Origin of the sequence: Gilliamella sp. CG22 (genome assembly GCF_046635725.1) — a bacterium.
In the GTDB taxonomy this organism is placed as follows: Bacteria; Pseudomonadota; Gammaproteobacteria; order Enterobacterales; family Orbaceae; genus Gilliamella; species Gilliamella apicola_I.
On record NZ_JBIDFK010000001.1, the window covers coordinates 267,702 to 292,263 of the forward strand.

The 24,562-nt window shown below is 36.3% G+C and carries 17 protein-coding genes and 1 CRISPR repeat array (1 of these 18 running past the window's edge); all 17 genes read left to right on the plus strand.

Going from position 1 to position 24,562, the window contains the following annotated elements:
* The first annotated feature begins 9 nt into the window (after nt 1-9).
* The 17 genes from ACGH46_RS01235 to ACGH46_RS01315 all read left to right on the plus strand — a co-directional run bounded on the left by ACGH46_RS01235 (nt 10) and on the right by ACGH46_RS01315 (nt 23,115).
* Nucleotides 10-1,770: an OmpA family protein gene (locus ACGH46_RS01235; protein ID WP_267360659.1), complete on the plus strand. Its 1,761-nt coding sequence runs from the start codon at nt 10-12 to the stop codon at nt 1,768-1,770.
* Nucleotides 1,771-1,805: 35 nt separating this feature from the next.
* Nucleotides 1,806-2,294: an Hcp family type VI secretion system effector gene (locus ACGH46_RS01240; RefSeq protein ID WP_065559516.1), complete on the plus strand. Its 489-nt coding sequence runs from the start codon at nt 1,806-1,808 to the stop codon at nt 2,292-2,294.
* A gap of 70 nt (nt 2,295-2,364) precedes the next feature.
* Nucleotides 2,365-5,235, plus strand: coding sequence for a type VI secretion system ATPase TssH (gene tssH, locus ACGH46_RS01245; RefSeq protein WP_267350491.1), 2,871 nt, complete (start codon nt 2,365-2,367; stop codon nt 5,233-5,235).
* Between the two features lie 585 nt (nt 5,236-5,820).
* Nucleotides 5,821-6,087 (plus strand): PAAR domain-containing protein, encoded by a 267-nt coding sequence (locus ACGH46_RS01250; protein WP_267350490.1) that lies wholly within the window; start codon nt 5,821-5,823, stop codon nt 6,085-6,087.
* 4 nt (nt 6,088-6,091) lie between these two features.
* Nucleotides 6,092-7,216: a hypothetical protein gene (locus ACGH46_RS01255; RefSeq protein WP_267350488.1), complete on the plus strand. Its 1,125-nt coding sequence runs from the start codon at nt 6,092-6,094 to the stop codon at nt 7,214-7,216.
* 19 nt (nt 7,217-7,235) lie between these two features.
* Nucleotides 7,236-10,577, plus strand: coding sequence for an ImcF-related family protein (locus ACGH46_RS01260; RefSeq protein WP_267360661.1), 3,342 nt, complete (start codon nt 7,236-7,238; stop codon nt 10,575-10,577).
* 21 nt (nt 10,578-10,598) lie between these two features.
* Entirely contained in the window at nt 10,599-12,215 is a 1,617-nt protein-coding gene (tssA, locus tag ACGH46_RS01265; protein WP_267350485.1) for a type VI secretion system protein TssA, read from the plus strand.
* 97 nt (nt 12,216-12,312) lie between these two features.
* Nucleotides 12,313-14,076 carry a type VI secretion system baseplate subunit TssF gene (gene tssF / locus ACGH46_RS01270; RefSeq protein WP_267350483.1) on the plus strand — a complete coding sequence of 588 codons (1,764 nt, stop codon included), beginning with the start codon at nt 12,313-12,315 and terminating at the stop codon, nt 14,074-14,076.
* Nucleotides 14,040-15,101: a type VI secretion system baseplate subunit TssG gene (gene tssG, locus ACGH46_RS01275; protein ID WP_267350481.1), complete on the plus strand. Its 1,062-nt coding sequence runs from the start codon at nt 14,040-14,042 to the stop codon at nt 15,099-15,101. Before tssF ends, tssG begins: the two co-directional genes overlap by 37 nt.
* 2 nt (nt 15,102-15,103) lie before the next feature.
* Nucleotides 15,104-15,619: a type VI secretion system lipoprotein TssJ gene (tssJ, locus tag ACGH46_RS01280; protein ID WP_267360663.1), complete on the plus strand. Its 516-nt coding sequence runs from the start codon at nt 15,104-15,106 to the stop codon at nt 15,617-15,619.
* The gene (gene tssE, locus ACGH46_RS01285; protein ID WP_267350477.1) at nt 15,620-16,045 is read left to right on the plus strand and encodes a type VI secretion system baseplate subunit TssE; all 426 of its coding nucleotides are present in this window, start codon (nt 15,620-15,622) and stop codon (nt 16,043-16,045) included.
* Between the two features lie 25 nt (nt 16,046-16,070).
* Complete coding sequence (locus ACGH46_RS01290; protein WP_411603587.1) at nt 16,071-18,677, plus strand: type VI secretion system Vgr family protein; 2,607 nt, start codon at nt 16,071-16,073, stop codon at nt 18,675-18,677.
* Between the two features lie 6 nt (nt 18,678-18,683).
* A complete protein-coding gene (locus tag ACGH46_RS01295) occupies nt 18,684-19,697 on the plus strand; it encodes a hypothetical protein (RefSeq protein WP_411603590.1) in 1,014 nt (337 codons plus the stop codon).
* Nucleotides 19,697-20,854: a hypothetical protein gene (locus ACGH46_RS01300; RefSeq protein WP_411603591.1), complete on the plus strand. Its 1,158-nt coding sequence runs from the start codon at nt 19,697-19,699 to the stop codon at nt 20,852-20,854. Before ACGH46_RS01295 ends, ACGH46_RS01300 begins: the two co-directional genes overlap by 1 nt.
* Before the next feature lie 132 nt (nt 20,855-20,986).
* Nucleotides 20,987-22,102, plus strand: coding sequence for a hypothetical protein (locus ACGH46_RS01305; protein ID WP_411603594.1), 1,116 nt, complete (start codon nt 20,987-20,989; stop codon nt 22,100-22,102).
* A gap of 148 nt (nt 22,103-22,250) precedes the next feature.
* Nucleotides 22,251-22,436, plus strand: a complete 186-nt coding sequence (locus tag ACGH46_RS01310; RefSeq protein WP_411603596.1) for a helix-turn-helix domain-containing protein — start codon at nt 22,251-22,253, stop codon at nt 22,434-22,436.
* A gap of 61 nt (nt 22,437-22,497) precedes the next feature.
* Complete coding sequence (locus tag ACGH46_RS01315; protein ID WP_411603599.1) at nt 22,498-23,115, plus strand: hypothetical protein; 618 nt, start codon at nt 22,498-22,500, stop codon at nt 23,113-23,115.
* Between the two features lie 566 nt (nt 23,116-23,681).
* Nucleotides 23,682-24,562: a CRISPR direct-repeat array (repeat unit 29 nt; unit sequence GTGTTCCCTGTATACACAGGGATAAACCG); it runs 186 nt beyond the window's last position.

The window sequence follows — 24,562 nt, forward strand, 5'->3', positions numbered from 1 at the left end:
AGGTTTATTATGAGCGATTACCCTAAGCGCATTCAAATTATATATGCAGTCGTATTGAGTTTATTATTATTGTTTGTTTTCCTACCAATAACAATTGGCTGGAAAATACTTGGATCGATTCTCGTCTTTGCTATTGCCGGAGGTTTTCTTTGGCAAATGCGACGTTATCGACGAGTGCTAGCATCATCAACAGCAAATATCCAATTTTTAACTCAAAAACTTGATTTATTACCGGCAAGACAGCGTTATCGTTTACCAATACTCATGGTTACGGGTAGCGCGGCTAAAGATTTTTTTCCTGATGATTTATCGCTTGCCGAATCTAATGTATTAGTTTCGTCTGAAGCAGTTTGGATCTACGTTGATGAATTTTCACATCTACCGATAGTTTACGATTCATTAGTGGCGAAATGGCCTGATATGCTTGGTCGTGTAGGTATTTTCCTTGCCTTAACACCAGAAACAGAAGACAAACAGGGCTTATTCGTAGCTAAACTACAAGCATTTCGTCAATCATGGGTGGATACTTGTCGAATAGCTAAATACCAAATGCCTGTCTATCTTTCAACACATGTTGGACTGAACGACTTAATCTATGATGAAAATAACCCATTACCTGTATATTGGTTTCAATTATTAAATCAAAAATTATACTTGTTAGATCGTTATTTGTCGCCAATTACAAATTGGGTTAATGACATCAAAATTCCAACAGATGAACGTGAACGACGATTAAGACTTCGACCATTTTTAAGTGAAACAGAAAGTTGGATTGAAGACGTAGTATTAACCACTTTAGTTAATGACAAGCAACCTATTGCTAAATGTGTACCGACTGGTGTAGCAATCTATCCTACCAATCAATCGATTGTTCACGATAATCTCATGCAAAAAATATGGGAAAATGCGACAAGTTTATCATTACCAAATACGCATAAAATACAAGACGGTGTCACCCCGCCAGATGCATTAGTTAAATTTATGCCAATTGCATACCCATTTTCGCCTATTAGTTCCATGATCTGTGGTTTAATCATGATCACATCATTATTTTTAATGGGAAGTATGGGGGCGTCATTTTGGAATAACATCAAATTAATCGATAGAATTCAGAATGATATTCATCATTACCATTTAGTTCCAATGGGCAATTATGATGAGAAAAAAGAGGCACTTGAAGTACTACGAAATGATAAAACAATGCTAAATGAATACTATGCTAAAGGTGAACCTATTCGTTTAGGAATGGGATTATATCGTGGATTACAGCTTGTTGAACCGCTCAATGTAGCCATGAGTGACTACGTAGCAAAACCACCAGAGCCTGAAAAAGTGATCGTTGAAAAAACCCAGGTTATTGTTAAAGAACCACCTCCGCCAATTCGTCTAGATAGCTTGGCGTTATTTGAAAGTGGACAAGCAAGTCTAAAATCGGGTTCAGAAAAAGTACTAATTAATGCATTAATGGAAATACAAAAACAGATTAATGCAAATCCTGGTACAGGTTGGTTAATGATCATAACGGGTCATACCGACTCAGTTGGCGATGAAACCAAAAATCAACAACTATCATTTAATCGAGCCATGTCAGTACGTGATTGGATATTAAAAGCGAGTGACATACCAGAAACCTGTTTCGCCATCCAAGGGTATGGTGCAAAAAAACCTTTAGTGGATAACGATACTCCAGAAAATCGTGCAAAAAACCGAAGGGTAGAAATAAATTTAGTTCCTCAGGCGTCAACATGTATTTTGACGAATGAAAACTAAGAGTGTGAAACAAAAACAATAAAAGGAGATAAACAATGGCTGTACCAGCTTATATGTTTTTAAAAGATGACGGCGGTGCCGAAATCAAAGGTTCTGTAACCGTTGTTGGTCGTGAAGGAAGTGTAGAAGTGGTTGAATTCGATCACCGAGTATACATCCCAACCGATGGTAATACAGGTAAATTAACAGGAACTCGTGTACATAAAGCACTTGAATTTGTTAAAGAAGTTGATGCATCTTCACCTTACCTATACAAAGCTGTAACTACTGGTCAAAACTTAAAATCAGTTGAGATCAAATGGTACAAAATCAACGATGCAGGACAAGAAGTTGAATATTTCAATACATTAATGGACGGTGTAAAAGTCGTATCTGTTAAACCTGAAATGCACAACATCAAAGATCCAACGAAAGAACAATACAACCACTTAGAACGTATTGAACTTCGTTATGAAAAAATTACTTGGACTTATAAAGATGGCAACATCATCCACTCAGACAGCTGGGTAGAAAGCCGAGGTTAATTTTAACTTACACAGTCCCTATTTATAGGGGCTGTATTTATTTTATTAATGATTAAGGAAAGAAATAGTAATGATAGCTGATCCCTCTGTTTTATTAAGACGACTAAATCCGTACTGTGCGAAATCGCTTGAAGCTGCGGCTGGATTATGCCAAACACGAGCACATACCGAAATTACACTTGAACATTGGTTATTAAAATTACTAGAACAGGGTTCAGGTGACATAACGATAATTTCAAGACATTATCAACTCGATATGGATAAAATTTGGACTGGATTACTCAATTATCTAGACGCACTACCGCATACTATTAACACAAAACCAAGTTTATCGCCATCGTTGATAGCTGTAATGCAATCAGCATGGTTAAAAGCGTCGCTAGAAAATCATGAAGAAGTTATTCGCTCAGTTCATATATTGCAAGCATTGCAAGAAATGCCACATTGCTTAAAAGCTCAAGATGCATGGCAACTACTTAGTTTATCGCCGGTTTCATTGCAAAAAATGCGATTACAATTGGATGAAACTTCGGACGAAAATCCAGCTAACCAATACAGCTATCAATCCGATACAGCGATCAGCGCTACAGACAGTTTTGGTATTGATTCAACAGCGAACTCAACAATCGCTGCAAACAAAACACAAAAAAACGATGCGAATGATGCTACAAATAATAATGATAAACAAATCGCTCAACAAAAGCATCATCAAGCGGCGCTTGAACGTTTTACCGAAAATGTCACTGAAAAAGCCAAATCAGGTAAAATTGATCCCGTTTTTGGTCGTGACAGTGAAATCAGACAAATGGTCGATATTCTATCCCGTCGTCGTAAAAATAACCCAATTCTTGTCGGTGAACCAGGGGTAGGTAAAACTGCGCTAGTTGAAGGTTTAGCACTTCGAATTGCTGAAGGAAACGTACCAAAAAATCTTGCGGATGTTAGCATCCTAACGTTAGATCTTGGATTATTACAAGCTGGAGCTGGCGTAAAAGGTGAATTTGAACAAAGATTAAAAAATGTGATTGATGCTGTTCAACAGTCTCCAACCCCAATATTGCTATTTATTGACGAAGCTCATACTATTATCGGCGCAGGTAATTCAGCCGGTGGCGCAGATGCGGCAAACTTACTAAAACCTGCATTAGCACGTGGAGAACTACGCACTATTGCAGCGACAACATGGTCTGAATACAAACAATATTTTGAAAAAGATGCCGCTTTAGAGCGTCGTTTCCAAATGGTCAAAGTAGACGAACCTGATGACGATCGAGCATGTTTAATGTTGCGTGGCTTAAAATCACGTTATGCTAAACACCATGGTGTACATATCCTAGACGAAGCTGTCAAAACAGCCGTTTCACTATCAAGACGTTATATCAGTGGACGTCAACTGCCCGATAAAGCGGTTGACCTGCTTGATACAGCGTCAGCACGTGTACGTATGGGGCTAGATACGATACCAGAATCAATTACACAGCTTGAAGCTAAAATTGCTTCACTAAAAATTGAACAAGATGCAATTAACGCAGATCTGGCATTAGGTGAAAATTTAACGAGCGATCGCTTAAAAGAAATAGACATCCAGTTAGCCAAACTACAAGACAAATTAACTATTCAACAAACTCAATTTGAAAAAGAGAAAAAACAAATTGAAACATTGATAGAATTACGTCAAAAACTGACGAATAAATCAGATAGCAAGCTACTTAAAAAACTCAGCGATGCTCAGCAAGAATTAAATGAGCTACAAGGTCATAACCCATTACTTTCACTTGATGTTGACAGTCGCACAGTCTCATCCGTTATATCAGACTGGACAGGTGTTCCATTAGAAAGTTTACTAAAAGATGAGCAAAGCCACTTACTTGCGCTTGAAGATGATTTACGTCAACGTGTTGTGGGACAAGATAATGCCCTGTTTGAATTAGCTAAACGTATTCGTGCAGCAAAAACTGGACTGACATCTGAAGATGCACCAATGGGCGTATTTTTATTAGTTGGTCCGTCAGGTGTTGGTAAAACCGAAACAGCTTTAGCATTAGCAGATACCCTATTTGGTGGTGAACAATCACTGGTAACCATTAACATGTCAGAATACCAAGAAGCGCACACCGTATCACAACTTAAAGGATCACCTCCGGGATACGTAGGTTATGGTCAAGGTGGGGTATTAACCGAAGCCGTTCGAAAACGACCATACAGTGTTGTGTTACTGGACGAAGTTGAAAAAGCACATCGTGATGTACTTAACTTATTCTATCAAGTCTTTGATCGTGGCTTTATGCGTGACGGTGAAGGTCGTGAAATCGATTTCCGTAATACCTTAATATTAATGACATCTAATTTAGGTAGTGATGAGCTTATGGCGCTTTTCGAAGAAATGCCAGATGCCGATATTGCGACACAACAAGAACTTCTACGTCCGATCATTCGTGAACATTTCCAACCGGCATTATTAGCACGTTTCCAAACAGTAATCTATACACCACTTGGTAAAGACGCATTACGCAAAATTGTTGAAATGAAACTCAATAAAGTTGCCAGCCGACTACAAAAACATTACAAAATTGTATTTAATGTGGGCGAAAAACTTTACGACACTTTGGTATCAGCGTGTTTACTACCAGATACAGGAGCACGAAACATTGACAGTATCTTAAATCAACAAATTTTACCTGTGGTATCAAATTTATTACTACAACGAAGCAGTACAACTAACAATCAAGTACCAACGTTAATCCTTGATTTTGACGAATCAGAAGGAATCGTACTTGAATGGGAAAGTGAGCAAACTAAAGCAAAATCTGCTAAAACAAAATCAGTTGAAACCAAACAGGCAGAAGCTAAGCCTGCTAAAGCTAAGACGGTTAAAACAACTAAAGCTAAACAAGCAGAAAATACTAAAGATAAGAAAGAGAAGGCTACCAAAAAAGCCTAATAAGTAAGTAAAACGTTAACGAATAAAATCGTTAGCGTTTTACAAAATGATAAAACAGTGAAAGTGTTCATCAATCTTTTCGGTTAACATTATCTTAGTAAAATTGTAGCGATACTGAATGATGTCACACATGATTTTGATGTTAGGTTGAAGTATGAATGCTTTTTACTAATTTCTGTTTTAATGAATTGAAATTTATGAATATTTTAATTTTACATGATATTAAACAATTACTTATATCACCAATAATAAACTTCAAAATAAGAATTATATACCAACAAATAATAAATTAATTATGGTGATTAAAAGCTGACTAAGATAAAAGAAAATACTTTGGCTAAAGTAATAATTAAAAATAAATAGTGATTCATAGCAAACAGTTATAAAAATAAAATTGTAATAATAGTGTTAGTTAATAACCCAAAAATAATGTTATTTGCATATAAATTATAACTTAAGGGTATTAACTCGATACTGATAATGAACATAAAGTGATCGAAAAAAATTAATTTGCAAATTTTATACAATATCCGATGGTTGCATAAAAAATGAAACACCAATAAATGAATAATAAAGGAATCAAAGATGGCTAAAAATGTAGTGAGATTAGGTGATCCGACTACTCATGGAGGTAATGTAATTACTGCTTCATCCACCATGATTGTTGAAGGCAAACCCGTTGCTTTAGTCGGTGATTTGGTAAGTTGCCCAAAAAAAGGGCACGGAGTCAATCCTATTATTGAAGGTGTTGAAAGAAGTTATTCGGATGGAAAGCAAGTCGTCGTAGATCAATGTGCTTGTGCCTGTGGCTGTAAAGTAATTTCGACAATTAGTACATCGGAGATGGAATAATATTATGTCTTGGCCTAAACCAAATGTTACAAATATAGTAAAACAACCTATAAGTTTTAGTCGTGCAAAATGGGGAATTTTTTTTGTTGTATTAATTATAATTACCGCGTTAATACTTGCAGCCTTATGGCCAGATAAAAGCTTTGCGACTCAATTCACTTACTGGGCTGGCGTAATTTTAATACCAACTATAATTGGAGGTTCGGCATTTGGCGTACGAATATATCTTTATGGTTTAGCACAAGAAGAATATGAAATATGGCAAAATGAACAACAAACTATTGATAATAATTGGCAAAATTGGGCAATGAAATCATTAGTTGTTCTTGAAAGTTATTATTATTTAGTTAGTAATGTCAATGCAAGAAAAATATTCGATGATGAGATCAATATAGATTCTCAGATCAACAAATCGCTTGAATTTGAAGAAACATTTGAATTGAAGCACAAGCTTGAAGATCTATTCATCAAATTTAATAAAATACTGGCTCTATTGCCTAAATCTGAAACATTGCATATTACAGTTTATTCATCAGACAAGTCTTATCAACCTATTGATAACGAAATAAATCAAGCTATTCGAGCATCTAACATAGAAAATAAATTTACTTTACAACAGCAAATTCTTTTTCGTAACACTAATATAAAAAAAATAGTAGAAAATATTGATACACCAGATTCAGGTTTAGAGCTAATTATAATTAATAATCAAAAATCAGAAGGGTCTGCTTTTTTGGCCAGTTTTTTACTGCTTAATAAAGACTATTACGAAGATTTAAAATTGGATTTTGCAAAGATAGAAATCTTAAGACCAATGATTGCTAATGATTTAGAAGAAGGTCTGAATCAAATGGTCGAAATGCAAAGTGCACTTAAAACAATAAATCAACTTTGGGTAACCAATATAAGTAATAAACAAAAAGCTGATGTGGCTAAAGAATTAACGCTACATGAGATTTCACCAGAACATATATATTCACTTGAAAGTTTTGTCGGTAAGTCAACAGAACTTACTTATTGGTTAGCATTAGCACTTACATGTGAAATGATGAGTATAACTCAGAACAATAATTTAATTGTTTCAGAAAGCCAACACCAATGGCAATTTTCTGTGATAAAAAATGTATAAAAAAGGAAAGGTGTGTTAAATGAGAAATAAATGGAAACGAATTGGATTAATTTTCATTATTTTATTAGGGGCCATATCAATAGCTATAGGACTATCTATTTGGGGTGATGACCTAGGTTACAAAACATTAGGACATAAAATAGAAATTTGGATATATTGTATGCTATTTTTATTAGGCTTACTTTTAACGCCTTCCATAATAACGAATAGTCGACGACTAGCAGCAAAAGATAAAGCGAAAAGAGAATCACTTAATCCTGCTGAAACAGATAAAAAAACGAAAAAAGTAATTCCATTTTCTGAATTTATCGATATACAAAAAAAATGTCGTTACATTACAGGTATATTTTGGCGCTACAAAATTCGTAAATGTCTGGTTCTTGGAAAATCAAATGACATAGAAAGCGTTTTTCCTCGCTTACCTCAAGAACAATGGCAATTGAATGATAAGACATTAATGATTTATGGTGGAGATATTGAAGATGAACTTAATATCCCATGGTTACAAGCTTTAAAAAAACACCTTTCTCGATTTTTACCATTTTCACGAAAACCATTAAATGCGGTAATTTGGGTGGTGCCTAAAAATTATCTTGTCAATAACCGTCAACAACAATCAATTATTGAAAAGGCAGTATTACAATTTAAATCTCGAGATAAAATTTTAAAGTGGTCTTCGCCGCTTTATCTTATCTCAACGGAAGAAACCGAATGGTCACAAGCAGGACGAATCGAGCAAAGCGTTGGTCTGATATTTCCTACATTAAATAAAGAATCAATGGATTCTGTGGTGTTATCACTTAATCAACTAGCTTCAGAATGTAGCAAACGTGGTATACAGCAAATTAAAGAAAAAACGACATATTCGTTTTTACTTAAATTAAGTCAAGATTTAGTAAAAGGTAATATTACTAATATTCAACGTTATTTAAGTTCATTGACAGCACTTCCCTATTCGCCACGAATACGTGGATTATTTTTTACACCACATCAAGTCTTATCCAATGATGAAATCCCGTACTTAAATAACTATTTGACTATGACGCCAACATGGGAATCGATCAGTGAAGATGCAAAGTTACAGTCAGGTCGACGAATGGGCATTCAATGGGGACTAATTATTAACTGCGCGATATTAGGTGCAATACTCGTTACAGGAGTAGGATTAATCACATCTTATCTTCAAAATGCATTTCTTATTAACGGAAGTATTGAACTGGCAAAACAGGCTGATGATTCGGTAAATAAAAATTATAAGACAAAATTACAGACACAATTTGAATTGCAACAACGCATTGAGCAATTATTACATCGTAAACAACATGGCGCACCATTATCGTATCGATTTGGATTAAACCATAATGATCAGCTACTCAGTAAATTATGGCTTACTTATAAAGTTACCAACTCACGCAATATTGCAACACCATTTCATACGTTAATGACTGACTACTTAACGCTATTAACAGAACTTCCACCGGATAGTCCTGAACGTTTGAAATTAGTAGATTCTGCATATGACTTTTTAAAAGCTTATTTAATGCTAAGTCATCCCGATAAAAGTGATGGTATATATTTAAGCCAGTTTGCCTCAGATAAATGGCGAGCACCGGAAGGTATTAGTGATGGAGATTGGCAACGATTAATGCCCGATCTTGTCCGTTTTTGGGGACAAGTCTTAAAAAATAATCCTAACTGGGCATTACAAGAAGATAAACGTTTAGTAAATGGCGTACAAAAAATATTAATTAATAAAATTGGTGTTCAAAATGCTGTTAATACGCTTTATCAAGACATAATTCAACGTGCAAGTCAGCAATACAATAACCTAAATTTAAATCAACTGCTTGATGGTATTGACAGTAATATACTTTTTATCAATGATGTAGAAGTGCCTGGTATATTTACCCGAAAAGCATGGGAAGAAACCATTAAAGATGAGATAAATGATGCGGCTAAATCACGCAAAGAACAAATTGACTGGGTATTAGGGGAAGGGAGCCAAAGCAATTTAATTGCGTCAATATCACCTAATGTATTAAAACAGCAGTTGAAAGATCGCTACTTTAGCGAATATGGAGCATCATGGGCTTATTTTCTAAATAACATCCAATGGCAGCCAGCTAACAATGTTTCTGATGTCATTGAACAGTTAACGTTACTCGCTGATAATCGCCAATCACCACTAATTGCACTTATCAATGTAGTTAAATATCAATCTGAAGTTGATTATTCAGGTGATGGCATATCGGATAATTTAATTCGTACTGCTCAACAAATTATGGGCAAAAGAAACCAATCTATTATTCCTATAGCCAATAATGAAGCATCGGGGCCTTTAACAGCTACTTTTTCACCAATTGTAAATCTAATAAAAAATGAAAACAGTAATAGTCTTTCATTACAGACTTACTTATCTCGAGTAACACAAGTTCGCTTAAAATTACAAAATGTGACCAATAGCGCTGATCCTAAAGCAATGATGCAAGGACTTGCAAAAAGCGTATTTAAAGGGACTTCAGTTGACTTAACCGAAACTCGAGATTATGGAAATCTAATTGCAGCTAATTTAGGTAATGAATGGTCAGGTTTTGGTCATAGCTTATTTAAACAACCGCTTGAGCAGTCTTGGCAGGTTGTATTAACACCTGCAACAGAAAGTTTTAATGAAATTTGGCAAAATTACATTGTCAATCAATGGGAAAAGTCATTTGCGGGTCGTTATCCATTCAAAAATAGTGAAAATGAAGCATCATTAGCTGAACTTGCTCGTTTTTTACGAAGTGATACTGGAATTATTGATAACTTTATTATAAATGAACTAAACGGTGTATTAGAAAAGAAAGGCGGACGTTGGATAGTCAATACCGTGAATGCTCAAGGTCTTAACTTCTCACCAAAATTTCTTGATGCATTAGAGTTATTTAATGATTTATCATCCGAATTGATCACATCAGGTGATGTAACCTTATCGTTCGATTTAATGCCACGTAGTGGTAACAAAATTGTTCGTACTGAATTAATCATCAATAAACAAAAACTAGAATACTTCAATCAAGCCCCAACATGGCAACGCTTCAATTGGCCAGGGGATGGCTATTCACCTTTTTCTCAACTCAGTTGGAGTTCTGATGAGGCAGGGTTAAAACTATTTGATTACTACAATGGTGATTGGGCACTTATAAGACTACTTGAAAAAGCATCTGTAAAAGCGCTTGATTCAAGTCGTTATGAACTAGTTTGGAAAGTATCTGACGAAGGTAAATTACGATATGTATTAAGGACACAATTGGGGCAAGGGCCACTAACGTTGTTAAAATTGCGTAATTTCACCTTACCAACCAGAGTATTTGAAAATTAATTAAAATGATGGAAAATTATTATGTTTAGCCAATTGTTAAATCGTTTATTTGGAACACAAGATTCAACTGAATCAGTCAAAAAAAATTTAACCCAACAATGGGCGGATTGGCTAGAACCAATTAGTCCAGAAAAACCTACAGGTGAAGATTTAACTTACCACGATACTTTTCAAGAAATAAAAGAAGAAATCGCCAAACTATCAGGTATTGATTATGAATTGATTGTCACTGAAAGTGAAAACATATTAAAACAGAGCAGTAAGGATATTCGAGTGGCAACTTATTATTGCCTAGCCCGATTACATCTTGACGGCGCAGAAGGATATGCGGACGGTGTTGAATTATTAGCCGGCTTACTTGAAAAATTCGGAACAAATATTTATCCATCACGGCATAATGTCCGCAAAAATGCGATTGAATGGTTGGCTAATGCAAAATTTATTGATCAACTTACCCAATTACAACCAATTTCTGACGAATGCCTGTCACGTATCATTGTTGCATTAAATGAATTAGATAGTACAATCAAAACACTTTTTGTCAGTGAAAACCCTGATCAAGCTATTGAAGCACCTGATTTATCAGCTCTCGTACATTTTTTTAGTAATAACTTAAAACAACAAGTTAGAAGTTCACAACCAGAAGAATCGACATCGTCATCATCCTTAGCTTCGTCTGAAACAACGGCCGAATCTTTTCCAAAAATGACAGATGTCAAAATTGGTTCTCAACGAGATTTACTGGATCAAGCTCGTAAAATGGCGGCTTTTTTACGCGAAAAGCCAGAAGGATATCTTGCTGCTGGTCGCTTTTTACGAATATTACGTTGGGATACCATTGTCGATTTACCGCCAGCAGATCATCGAGGACGTACTCGCTTACCAGCGCCAAGAGCAGAACTAAAACAAAATATTAGTCGATTGATAATTCAACAGCAGTGGTCTGAACTATTTGAGCGTGTAGAAGCTGCATTCATGGAAGGTGCTAATCATTTTTGGTTAGACCTTCAGCGAGCAACGATTATGTCACTACAAAAAATGGGGGCACCACATCAAGCTTGGGCGGATATATTTCTAACTGATATAGGTTTGATGTTAGAAAGATTGAATGGCATAGAACGGCTTTCATTCGATAATGGCACACCTTTTGCCGATGATGAAACACTTAGTTGGATTGCAACCAATGCAAGAATTCATCATTTAGATGAAGGTGACAGTATTGCGCCAATATCGATTTCTGGTGAAAACGATTGGAACGAAATAGAAAAACAAGCATACGAATTAGCGCAGTCTGAAACGTTGGAAAAAGCATTTCAATGGTTACAAAATTTGCCAACATTACGCTCACCTAAACAGCGATATTTACTGCAATATACGCAAGCAAGAGTAGCTGAACAACTGGGTAAACAAGAAATTGCATTAAAATTATTGATTGGCTTAAATAACCAACAACAATCAATGACATTGCTTGACTGGGAACCAGAGCTAATCTTTGATGTTAAACGATTTTTATTAAAGCTATTAAAGCAAAAAAATCAATTAAAAGATGGTATAAAAGTTGAATTATCAGAAAAAATAGATCTGTTACAACATGAATTAATGCAGCTTGATCCTGCACGGGCACTTAGCATGATGTAAAAAGGCAGCATCAAAAAATGAAATAATGAATAATACAAATTTTGTAATAAAAACAATTAACCAAGTGAAAATAACACAACAATGAAAGAGATTAACAATGGATGATTTAATTTTACGCTATTACGAATCGGAAATGCGATATTTGCGAGAAGCCGGAAAAGAATTTGCTAAAATACATCCTGATAGGGCAAGTTTTTTAAACTTAGATCGTGTCGGAGACCGTGACCCATATGTAGAACGATTATTTGAAGGTTTTGCCTTTTTAACAGGACGGTTACGCCAAAAAATTGATGACGATTTACCTGAACTAACAGAAAGCTTAGTCACCTTACTTTGGCCACATTATTTACGTTTGATTCCATCATTATCGATTGTCGAATTAACACCAAATTATACAACGCTATCACGTCAAGAAGTGATCCCTAAAGGCCTGCAAGTACAAACCGAGCCACTTGGACAAGTTGGCACTAAATGCCCATTTCGTACAACTCAAGAAGTGACATTACAGCCAATAAAAGTTAATCAAGTGACTTTAGGGCTTAATCACGATGGACGAAGCATGATAACTATCCGTATAGGTTTTAGCGAATTGGCGGATAAAGAACAGTTAGATTTATCATGTTTACGCCTGTACCTAAATGCTGATGCACCAATTGCATCAACTTTACATCATGCATTGACTCAGCAAGTAGGACAAATACATGTTCGTTACTCAGATGATCCAGAAACACGAGTTACGCTTGATGGAAAAATTACACCAGTAGGATTCAGTGAAGAAGATCGCCTATGGCTCAAACCAGATAATGCGTTTTCAGGATATCAACTACTATTGGAATATTTTGCATTTCGTGAAAAATTTATGTTTGTTGACTTACATGGTTTAAAAACAAGCAATATATCAGAAGCATGTACTTATATCGATATAGAATTAACGCTCAATCAAACATGGCCAAGCGACATGCCATTTGGGCATGATAACATTCGTTTGCATTGTGTCCCTGTTATCAACCTGTTTGACATGGAAGCGGATCCCATTGTTGTTAATCAGCTAGAAAGTGAATACCTACTAAGACCACTGTTAAGACAGGACGGGCATATAGAAGTTTATTCAGTTGAAAATGTAGAAGCGATCACCAATGATGGACGATATCGTTATGTACCATTTACCAGCTTTAAACACCGTGGTGGAATGTTACGTCACGACGCACCGGAACGGTATTATCACACACGTGTGAGAAAAGGGCCTTCGGGGCTACATGACACATGGCTAATCTTAGGTGGAAAAATATGGGATAAAAACGAAATCCTTGAAACCGAAACTTTATCATTAAGAGTCACAGGAACCAATGGAATGCTACCACGTAAAGCACTACGCAATGCACGCATTCATAGTCTTCTTGATTCAAATAGTAGTATTGCCAAAGTACGCAATCTTTGTTCACCGACAATGCCTTGTTATCCGCCAACAGAAGATCGTTTTTATTGGCGAATATTATCGCATCTTGCACCAAATTACTTATCGTTAATGAATGCCGAAGTCTTACGAGGAACTTTAGCGCTATACGACTGGACGGACAACGAATTAAATAGAAGACGCCTTGAAGGCATAGTTGAGGTCACTCATCGCATGATTAAGCGAACCGTTAAAGGCATGTTACAACGGGGTATAGAAATTGAGGTCACTATCAATAGTTTTCAATTTTCGGGTGAGGGTGATGTCATGTTATTTGGTGAATTATTACATCAATTTTTTGCCTTATATGCTGATGTCAATTTATTTACGCAGTTGGTTATTATCAGTCTACCTACAGGAAACAAAATAGTATGGAATCAGAGCAAAGCATCGAAAACAGCCCTTTAATGCAAATGCTTGAAAAAGAACTGCCAAGAATCAATTTTTATCGTTTTTGTCAGTTACTTGAGCAAATGTATTCAGTAGATCCGATATTAGGGAAACATGAATCGCCTGCGGCTGATCCGTTACGATTTGCGCCTTCGGTGGATATGTCATTTCCGGCTAGTGAACTAAAATATATTGAGAAAGCACCTTATATCAACCGTCCAACAACGGTAAGAACGCGATTTTTAGGTCTATATGGTGTTGATGCCGTATTACCACTAGGTTTGATTGATAACATTATTCGTCGTGATGAAAACTATCAAGTTATGACTGACTTTCTTGACATGTTCAATCACAGAGTCATCACACAATTTTATCGCATTTGGTTAAAGTACCACTATCCGGCAAGCTACATAGAAGGAGGACGAGACCCCGTATCCCAATGTTTATTTGGTTTAATTGGGTTAGGAATCAAAGGTATAAGAGAGCAAATTGGCACGCCATTATCACGTTTTTTTGCATTACTTGGACTAATGTCACAAAAAACACGAACAGCAGAAGGGATTGTTGGACTTATTCGAGTTATGGTTGATGATGCCAAAGTTGATGTCAGTGAATTTTATCCTGTTTGGCAATCAATAGATAATCCTGCAAAATTAGGTGGAAAGGAACCTAATCGAATTGGGTTAGATGGTGGTGGAACATTGGGTTCACGCTTCAAAGAGTGCAATCAAAGTATTCATATTTCAATAACGCCACAACACGAACATCAAATTGCTGAGTTATTGCCTGACGGACAATTATTCCATGACATCTTAGCATTATTACGCACTTATTTAGGCTATCGAGTAGATGCTAAAATAACGCTGTGTATTAAACGAATTTTTCTACCAAGAAGTCAATTAAAATCAAAAAATAGCAGATTAGGATTAACTGCATCTTTTAATAAAACTGACGAAAATAATCAACCCATTCAAGACGAAATCAAAGTCAATTTGGGAAGTTATTCAGGCGTTGATTATCGAGCATATCAAACAAAGGACTAAAAATGAGAATAATCAAAACATTAATTGCAAGTTTGTTAATTATTTCGCTAGCGGGCTGTGGTATTGCCCAAAGCGTAAGTGAAACAGCAGTTGAAATCACAGATTCTGTTTTTAAATGGAATGTCAGAACGTTACATTTAGATCTTAAAGCAAGAGCAGAACTCAATGTAGATGATGATAGTCGATCATCACCTGTTGTAATTCGCATTTATCAATTAAAAGATGTCGATAATTTCAATACAGCCACCTATCAAGAACTGGTTGATAATGATAGTGAAATCTTACAAGAATCACTGATTGAAAGTAAAGAAGTCGTATTAAAACCCGATACTGCTATTTCAATTGATATCCCATTTGACAAAAAAGCCGATGCGGTTGGAATTATAGCACTTTTCAAAGAGCCGAATTTAAAAGATAACACTTGGCGATTAGTCTTGGAGCGGGGTGATCTTTATATAACTGAACCACGTGAAATTATTGCTAGTCAATATACCATTAAACTTGTGGAAGAAAAGTAAATGAGCGCATCATTATATGACATCTTATATGGCTATTTCGAATCTGGCATCCCAGTGGATGATATAGACGAAAAAGAACAAACGATTATAAGTGTAATGGATAACATTGAACGTATCTTAAATAGTCGGGCAGGGGCTATTAACCATATGCCTGATTATGGGTTACCGGACATGTCTACTATCTTTCAAGCATTACCGTCATCAGCTTATGTATTAATGAGAGCTATAGAACAAACACTACTTATTTATGAACCACGACTTGAATCGATTAATATCAATATCGATGAAAAAAATAATGACTCAATGGTTCTCAGTTATGAATTAGTCTGTTATTTCAAAGAAGGTGGACTTGTTAAATACGGCACCTACTTTATGCCTGATGGCAAAGCACAATTAAGATATACCAAAAAAACGACACGTACTTAATGTCGAAAATACAAAGGAGTAACCCATGGCGAACAAATTAACCACCCTTATCAATCAAGTCGGTGAAAGTTTACTGAATGAATTAACGGGCGAGGTAAGCCACAATCGCTACACCTTAACGGTTGATAATTTGATTTCGCCAATTTCTGTTTTACACGTACAAGGTGATGAACAGCTCAACCAGCCATGGCATTACACCATTGACTTTACCAGCCCGGATAAAACCTTATCGCCCGATGATATACTCAATCAAAAAGCATCATTTTCCTTTAATCCTGCGGTTAAAAATGTGCTGGCAACAGCGATTCGTTCCCTAAGTGACCTGCCTGTTGAGAGTGACTTACGCAAAATATATGGCGTTATTACCCGTTTTAGTTTGTTATCGGTCAGTAAAGAGCAGGCACATTATCAGATAGTGTTATCACCTCGTTTAGCCAGATTAGCTTTAAATCGCAATAATGCGATATACCAAAACCAAAGTGTAATTAGTGTGGTTGAAGAAGTGCTACGCAGTCATGGTTTTACCGGCATCGATTACCGTCTTGAATTAAACAGCAGCTACCCTGAACGTGAATTTATCACCCAATGGCAGGAAAGTGACTTAAGCTTTATCCAGCGTCTGCTGGCAGATATTGGTGTCTGGTTTCGATTTGAAACGCATGCTGAGCACAATTGCGATGTAATGGTGATAAGCGATTACGAACAAGGTTATGAGCAGGTCAGCGATATTGATTACCGGTTACCGAGCGGGACGCTGGATGGTGGAGCAGAAAGTATCTGGGATATCCGGTTACGCAGTCGGGTGGTGGAGTCATCGGTTAAAGTGCAGGATTACAACTACCGCGATGCGAAAGCGAATTTACACGGTGACGTGAACAGCCAGCCAAAAGACAGCACCACCTATGGCACGGATTACCGTTATGGCGAACACTACAAAGGGCTGAGAAGTAACGGACAAGAAGATAAGCTGAACGGTGAGGCAGATAACGATAACGAAGACTCAAACGACCCGAATACTATCACCGAAAGCGGACAATGGTATGCCCGAATACGGCACGAACAGGCAATCAGTGAAAAAATCGTGATTAGTGGCAAAAGCAACCGCTATCACCTGACACCGGGGCAACGTATACAGATTAAAGGCAGTCCGTTAGTTGATATTGCTGACGGGGTGATAATATTAAGTGTGGAAGGGCAAGGCAACCGCACGGATGCTTACGAGTTACATTTTACCGCTATCCCGTATCAGGTATTAAAACCATACCGCCCCAAACCGATAGCCTGGCCACAAATCGGGGGGACTTTACCGGCACGGGTGACCAGTCCCGACAATGACACCTACGGCTATATTGATACCCAGGGTCGGTATCGGGTGAAATTTAACTATGACCTGAAAGCGTGGAAAGCAGGCAATGAAAGTTTATGGGTAAGACTGGCAAAACCGTATGCCGGAGGCACTTATGGCTTTCATTTTCCGTTAATTGACGGCACGGAAGTCGCCATGGCCTTTATGGACGGTAATCCTGACCGCCCGTATATCGCCCATGCCATGCACGACAGTGCCCACCCCGACCATGTCACCACCATAAACAAACACCGTAACGTGATTCGTACCCCTACCAATAACAAATTGCGCATGGATGACAAACGGGGACAAGAGCATATCAAGCTGGCGACCGAATACGGCAAAACGCAACTTAATCTGGGTCACTTAGTCAACCAAAAAAAAGAATTACGGGGTGAAGGGTTTGAACTGCGCACTGATGAATGGGGGGCGATAGCGGCTGAAAAAGGCTTATACCTGACCAGCCAGACCGAGCCGAAAGCGCAGGGCAAACAACTGGATATGCAAGGCGCAATTAGCCAGATAGAAAACGCCTTATCGATTGCCAAATCACTACAAAATGCCGCCAACCAAGCCGAAGCCCACGGCGCTGACACCGACAGCCAAGACCAGCTCAAGGCAAACTTAACTGAGCTGGCGCAAAGTGGCATATTAGCTTACGCTCAGCAAGGTATTGCGTTAACCAGTCCTGAAAACATCCAGCTATCAACCGGTAACAGCGTGAGTGTCACCGCTGAAAACCAGACTGACATCACGGCATTAAAAAACATCACACTAACATCGGGCGATGCGATAGGGTTATTTGCTCACAAATCGGGGATGAAGGTCTTTGCCAATCAAGGGGATATTGACATACAAGCCCAAAATGCCAACCTCAATATGGCAGCGAAACAAAATGTCAACATTGACAGTGTAGACGGCAAAATGACATTAACCGCCAGCAAAAAAATCACCTTAATGTGTGGCGGTTCGTATATTGAAATTAGCGAAAAAGGCATTGTTCTGGGCACACCGAATAATGTGTACATGAAGTGTAATGTCCTACAAAAAATGGGGGCAACAACGATAAATAGCGCCTTGTTAGCGTTGCCCGATATGATAGGTGATTATGCCGTGAAATTTATTTGCAAAGATGAAACCGGAAAAATCTATGCCAACGAGCCTTACATTGCCACGCTGCCTGACGGTAGAAAAGTGCAAGGTAAAACAGATGAAAAAGGATATACAAAAGCATTTCATACTATAAATGAAAACGAAACAATAACCATAGAAATAATAAGCAGGTAGTTAATTATGGCTAATGACAAGGGAAAATCAGAAAGTGGGGCTGTATTTACCGCCCAAACAACAAAACCTGAAGGTGGAAATATTGCTGTTCAAGAAGTCGTGCTAAAAAATGTACCAACGCCTTTATTTGTATTATTTTCTTATGGTGGTGGGGGAGCTCCGGACTTTTTAAAAGCTGCCGAATTTAAAAAAGAACGATTAAAGTTTAAATACCCCGATGCTGAAGTTAGAATTATAAAAGGTTTCGAACATCCACCACAATTTAAAGCGGAATGGACAAAGTTATATAACGAACTTACCAACCCTGAAACAGCAAATAAATACGCATTATGGCAAGTTCATTATTTTGGTCATGGTGGCGAAGAATATTTGACTTTTAGGGAAGACAATAAAATTTACTTTGACGAAAATGATAACATGGAGCGTTTACCCTGGCACCCAAATGAGGGCATTTTTGTTTTACACTCCTGTCGGGGTGCCGCTTATGAAGATACGAAAAATAAAGAAAAAATAAAAAATCAAATTTGTTTAGCGAAAACCATTTCAGAATTACAAGAAACTCGTTGTTTAGGACAAGTGACTTATGCGAGTTTTACAAGGGTTGAACTGCCTTCTTATTGTGGCAGTGATATTTGTTATGACGTAGATCAGTTCGATGGTAGCTATACAGAAATTTCAAAAAAAGAAGTTTATAATTCAATTAATGAGCAAATAAAATATAAATCTAATTCTTTAAAAAATTGGGTTGATAATTTCAGACATAAACCGTCAGTTTTATGGGGGTATGCTGATCTAGGAATTTGGAGCGGACATAGAATAAAAGATTTAAAGGAAAAATATGAAAATTTTGTCAAAGAAAATAATTTAGATCTACCAAGGTTATATCCAATTTATGAAGAAATAGAGAAGCTTGGAAATAATAGTCAAATTCTTCCATGCCGAGTATTTAATCATGGCGAATTAGAAGATCGTATTGTCGAAGTGGACGTCTTTAATCAAAATGATTTGGAGTATAATTAATGAATGATTTAAATAGAATAACAAAATTGATACCGAAAAATGTTATAGCATTTGTAATTGGAATTTGTTTTGTTATTGGTTCGATTTGTTTTTATAAAAACAATATGCAAAATCTAAACAGTGAACATAATCAACGGGAAAATGTACCTATGGACTTTACAATTTACTCTTCAACCATTCCTGAAAATCAATTATTACGGATCCACGAAGCTAAAAAGCTGTATGAATCAGCATTTGACGATGGCGTATTTTATGGTGTGGTTAATCCTGACCAATTGATAAAATTTCTAAAACATGCCTGGCAATGGGATAAAAATGCCATGCCATATTATTACTCTCTCCTTACTTGGCAGAAACATTTTGATGAAGATAACAAAGAAGAAGGGATGATCTCATTTACAGAATTTATGCGCAAATATCGGGATAAGTTAGTGGATAGTGCTGGTAACCCGTTAGTTGAACCAGAGGTGTTTAAAAGTTCTAAAATACAATGGTACTTATGGGATAAGTTTGCTGATTTAAAATACCCGTATTTTGCATATAACAAGTCTTTTAATTACGCGCCTCGTTGGTTTGATGAACAAGGAATGATGCGACCAAGTACCGATGAACAATTAGAAAAAAGTATTGAATATTTAAACTATGCCATTGAAGGAGGCTATCATTGCTACGAAAATTTAATAGCCCGTATGTTATTTCAGCAAGGAGAACACTATAAAGATCAGAAATATAAACAACTGAATAAATTAACCGAATACCGCAGAGCATTAAAATCAGACGATTTAAAACAGGCGATAGATTATGCGCAGCTAATGGCCGAGCATAGCTCAATTATAGGCATATTGCGCATGACTGAAGCCTATTTATATGGTTTAGGACGGGAGCAAGATCCGGTTAAAGCCTATGCCTGGTCACGGTTAAGTGATTATGCAAAACAAAAAATTATCGAGATAGGCAAGAATTCAGCATGGCATGCTTATCAACTACCACCAGTTTGGGAATATAACAAAGAAATCCAAAATCGTTTAGAACAACAGCTTACCCCAGCCGAAAAACAAGCGGCATTAGATTATTTGGAAACGCTGAAAACCAAAGTGGTCACTTGGAATTATAATAAATGGCGCGATCAAATAGATGATTTTCATCCTAAACCGTAATTTATTTGACTATATTGTAGTCAGTAAAATTTAAGGTTGAATAATAATGATTAATCTGGATAGCGTGAATTTTAGTGCAGAGAATAGCGTATGAAGAATAGAAAATTGAAACGTTCAAGGTTCAAAATAGTCATGCTAGCAATGAGTGTGATAATGGTTATTAGCCTTTATCAATTATATTTTAATCAATCACTCGATAGCCAAGTCAATGTTGGTTTTGTTGAATCCGAAAACTTACCTATGGACTTTACAATTTACTCTTCAACCATTCCTGAAAATCAATTATTACGTATAGACGAAGCTAAAAAGCTGTATCAATCAGCATTTGACGATGGCGTATTTTATGGTGTGGTTAATCCTGACCAATTGATAAAATTTCTTAAACATGCCTGGCAATGGGATAAAAATGCCATGCCATATTATTACTCTCTCCTTACTTGGCAGAAACACTTTGATGAAGATAACAAAGAAGAAGGGATGATCTCATTTACAGAATTTATGCGCAAGTATCGGGATAAGTTAGTGGATAGTGCTGGTAACCCGTTAGTAGAACCAGAGGTGTTTAAAAGTTCTAAAATACAATGGTACTTATGGGATAAGTTTGCTGATTTAAAATACCCGTATTTTGCATATAAAAAGTCTTTTAGTTACGCACCTCACTGGTTTGATGAACAAGGAATCATGCGACCAAGTACCGATGAACAATTAGAAAAAAGTATTGAATATTTAAACTATGCCATTGAAGGAGGCTATCATTGCTACGAAGATTTAATAGCCCGTATGTTATTTCAACAAGGTCGTCATTATAAAGATCAGAAATATAAACAACTGAATAAATTAACCGAATACCGCAGAGCATTAAAATCAGACGATTTAAAACAGGCGATAGATTATGCCCAGCTAATGGCAGAGCATAGCTCAATTATAGGCATATTGCGCATGACTGAAGCCTATTTATATGGTTTAGGACGGGAGCAAGATCCGGTTAAAGCCTATGCCTGGTCACGGTTAAGTGATTATGCAAAACAAAAAATTATCGAGATAGGCAACAATTTAGCATGGCATGCTTATCAACTACCACCGGTTTGGGAATATAACAAAGAAATCCAAAATCGTTTAGAGCAACAGCTTACCCCAGCCGAAAAACAAGTGGCATTCGATTATTTGGAAACGCTGAAAACTAAAATTGTAACTTGGGATTACAATGAATGGCGAGATCAGATAGATGATTTTCACCCTAAACCTTAGTTTGATTAAATATGTTGTAGTGAATGTGTTCCCTGTATAAAGGGTTAATCGTCTCATTAATGATGAAACCAATACATAATTTATTGCTAATATATTTAGATAAACCGTTTATATCTGTGTTAACGATAAATAGCATATCGGAGTAAAAATGCTTGGAGAACGAATAAAAATAGCTAGATGTAAACGGGGATTGAGCCAGGCAGAGATCGGAAAAAAAATGGGTAACATGTCAAGGGCAGCTGTTTCTAAATGGGAAAACGGAACCAACAAGCCAAAAGACCTCGATTTATTGGCACATATCTTAAGAGTGAGTAATTGTTACCGATACACATAGTGATAAACCGATCATTTATCGAGTTGTTTGAACGGAGGCATGCAGAATTATAGGTTAAATCATGAACGATAATTTAAAGTTACTTTTTTTATTTTTTATTACTATTGTTTTCTTTTATTATTATGCAAAAGCTTTCTTTTATAATTATGTAAAAGTTTTCTTTTATAATTATATAAAAGTTTTCTTTAATAAACTTTTTTCTATTATAGTGAATTTAAAATCTAATTTGGTTATACCTAAGTCATATAATAAGAAATTAAAAATTGCCACAAAAGAAATAGAAAGATTTATATTAATAATTAAGGGTATGGATAGTAAAGAAATTGGTTCTGTATTAGCATTAACTTTTGATTTAAAAAATAAAATGTTAAAAGATGGTATTAATTTGTTAGATCCAATTATAACATTAAGCGCTTATCCAAATTTATTAATCCTTCTCGAAGATAAAGCGATAAAATTACAGAAAGAAAACAATACTGTTTTTGCAAGTGGGATTCTTATTTGGGTTCATACTTATAGAGGAGTATTATTTCCAGAACTTAGATATAAATCAAAAGAAATGTGGGCAGAACTTGAAAGAGGTTTTTATTATACAAAAATACATTCCCTTGATTTTTTAGATATTCAACTAGATTTAACAGATCCTAGTATCCCCATAGGATTTGATAAAAATAAATAAGCAATGAAAAAGTCTCTTTTTAATACCCTCATTAAAATTATCTTTATTATCAATTGGTTAACGAGAACGGAAAATAATCAAACGGTATATTTTTTAAACTTTAGCTATTATTTGTTTTCATTTAATATATCACACTTACATACATCAAAACGTGTTCTTTGTATATATTAAAGGATAACCGTTTTTGAAAGATCCAAAAGTTTATTTATAGGTAAAATTCCAGACTATTTTTTTATTATAACTTCTACCAATTTAGTTAATAGTTATTACATGCGAGATCATGCTGAATAAAGCAAAGACGCAATTGCAAGATCAATATTGAATAGTTCGTCAAAATCAAACACCAAAAAATAAGATTTGATGTAGTCAACAAAATTGGTCGGTGCACTGAAAAATTATAAAAGTGTGTGCCATTAAAAAATCGTTTTGAATATACGTAACTATTTGATAAATATTAAATTACATTTAAAATGCGTCTTGAAACAAAGTGCCTAAAAAAACAACAAAAAGCCGGTAGAATTTTACATGCTCCTATTTTATTTAATAAACAATAGGTTATAATTAGAGTGTTCCCTGTATACACAGGGATAAACCGATTTTCTGGGATTTTAGAATCACTCGACCAAAGTGTTCCCTGTATACACAGGGATAAACCGATTTTAAATTAACTCAGATTAAACCGAGTACAGTGTTCCCTGTATACACAGGGATAAACCTGCCGTCCAATAACAAACCAGTTAATAGATTATAGTGTTCCCTGTATACACAGGGATAAACCGAAAAAGAGGAAAAAAATCCATATTTAAGTGCTGTGTTCCCTGTATACACAGGGATAAACCGCAAAAAAATTAATTTATCAAAACTCACTAAAAGTGTTCCCTGTATACACAGGGATAAACCGAACCCCCTGCGGTTTAGCAAACCGGTGCATTAGTGTTCCCTGTATACACAGGGATAAACCCGCATATGAGCCAACGGGGTACTCGCTGAGTTCGTGTTCCCTGTATACACAGGGATAAACCGAGTTGTCGCAGATTAGCGGCTCTGTATAAACAGTGTTCCCTGTATACACAGGGATAAACCGCGACTGGGCTAACGGAGGAGGAGCTATTCCCTGTGTTCCCTGTATACACAGGGATAAACCGTATACAGTGCTGCGATGAGTTACTATGTAGGTGTGTTCCCTGTATACACAGGGATAAACCGCGACATCAAAATTTACGTAGGTGTGTTTGATAGTGTTCCCTGTATACACAGGGATAAACCGCATTTAGATGGTTAGGTCGTCAAATCAGTAAAGTGTTCCCTGTATACACAGGGATAAACCGAGGATTGATGCGGGTTTGTTGGATAAAAAGGAGTGTTCCCTGTATACACAGGGATAAACCGGCTGTTGATATGAGCACATTAAAAACAAAAAAGTGTTCCCTGTATACACAGGGATAAA

Excerpts from the sequence above, each read along its gene's own strand:
- ACGH46_RS01235 (WP_267360659.1), top strand. The coding sequence starts at position 10 with ATGAGCGATTACCCTAAGCGCATTCAAATTATATATGCAGTCGTATTG.
- ACGH46_RS01240 (WP_065559516.1), top strand. The coding sequence starts at position 1,806 with ATGGCTGTACCAGCTTATATGTTTTTAAAAGATGACGGCGGTGCCGAA.
- tssH (WP_267350491.1), top strand. The coding sequence starts at position 2,365 with ATGATAGCTGATCCCTCTGTTTTATTAAGACGACTAAATCCGTACTGT.
- ACGH46_RS01250 (WP_267350490.1), top strand. The coding sequence starts at position 5,821 with ATGGCTAAAAATGTAGTGAGATTAGGTGATCCGACTACTCATGGAGGT.
- ACGH46_RS01255 (WP_267350488.1), top strand. The coding sequence starts at position 6,092 with ATGTCTTGGCCTAAACCAAATGTTACAAATATAGTAAAACAACCTATA.
- ACGH46_RS01260 (WP_267360661.1), top strand. The coding sequence starts at position 7,236 with ATGAGAAATAAATGGAAACGAATTGGATTAATTTTCATTATTTTATTA.
- tssA (WP_267350485.1), top strand. The coding sequence starts at position 10,599 with ATGTTTAGCCAATTGTTAAATCGTTTATTTGGAACACAAGATTCAACT.
- tssF (WP_267350483.1), top strand. The coding sequence starts at position 12,313 with ATGGATGATTTAATTTTACGCTATTACGAATCGGAAATGCGATATTTG.
- tssG (WP_267350481.1), top strand. The coding sequence starts at position 14,040 with ATGGAATCAGAGCAAAGCATCGAAAACAGCCCTTTAATGCAAATGCTT.
- tssJ (WP_267360663.1), top strand. The coding sequence starts at position 15,104 with ATGAGAATAATCAAAACATTAATTGCAAGTTTGTTAATTATTTCGCTA.
- tssE (WP_267350477.1), top strand. The coding sequence starts at position 15,620 with ATGAGCGCATCATTATATGACATCTTATATGGCTATTTCGAATCTGGC.
- ACGH46_RS01290 (WP_411603587.1), top strand. The coding sequence starts at position 16,071 with ATGGCGAACAAATTAACCACCCTTATCAATCAAGTCGGTGAAAGTTTA.
- ACGH46_RS01295 (WP_411603590.1), top strand. The coding sequence starts at position 18,684 with ATGGCTAATGACAAGGGAAAATCAGAAAGTGGGGCTGTATTTACCGCC.
- ACGH46_RS01300 (WP_411603591.1), top strand. The coding sequence starts at position 19,697 with ATGAATGATTTAAATAGAATAACAAAATTGATACCGAAAAATGTTATA.
- ACGH46_RS01305 (WP_411603594.1), top strand. The coding sequence starts at position 20,987 with ATGCTAGCAATGAGTGTGATAATGGTTATTAGCCTTTATCAATTATAT.
- ACGH46_RS01310 (WP_411603596.1), top strand. The coding sequence starts at position 22,251 with ATGCTTGGAGAACGAATAAAAATAGCTAGATGTAAACGGGGATTGAGC.
- ACGH46_RS01315 (WP_411603599.1), top strand. The coding sequence starts at position 22,498 with ATGAACGATAATTTAAAGTTACTTTTTTTATTTTTTATTACTATTGTT.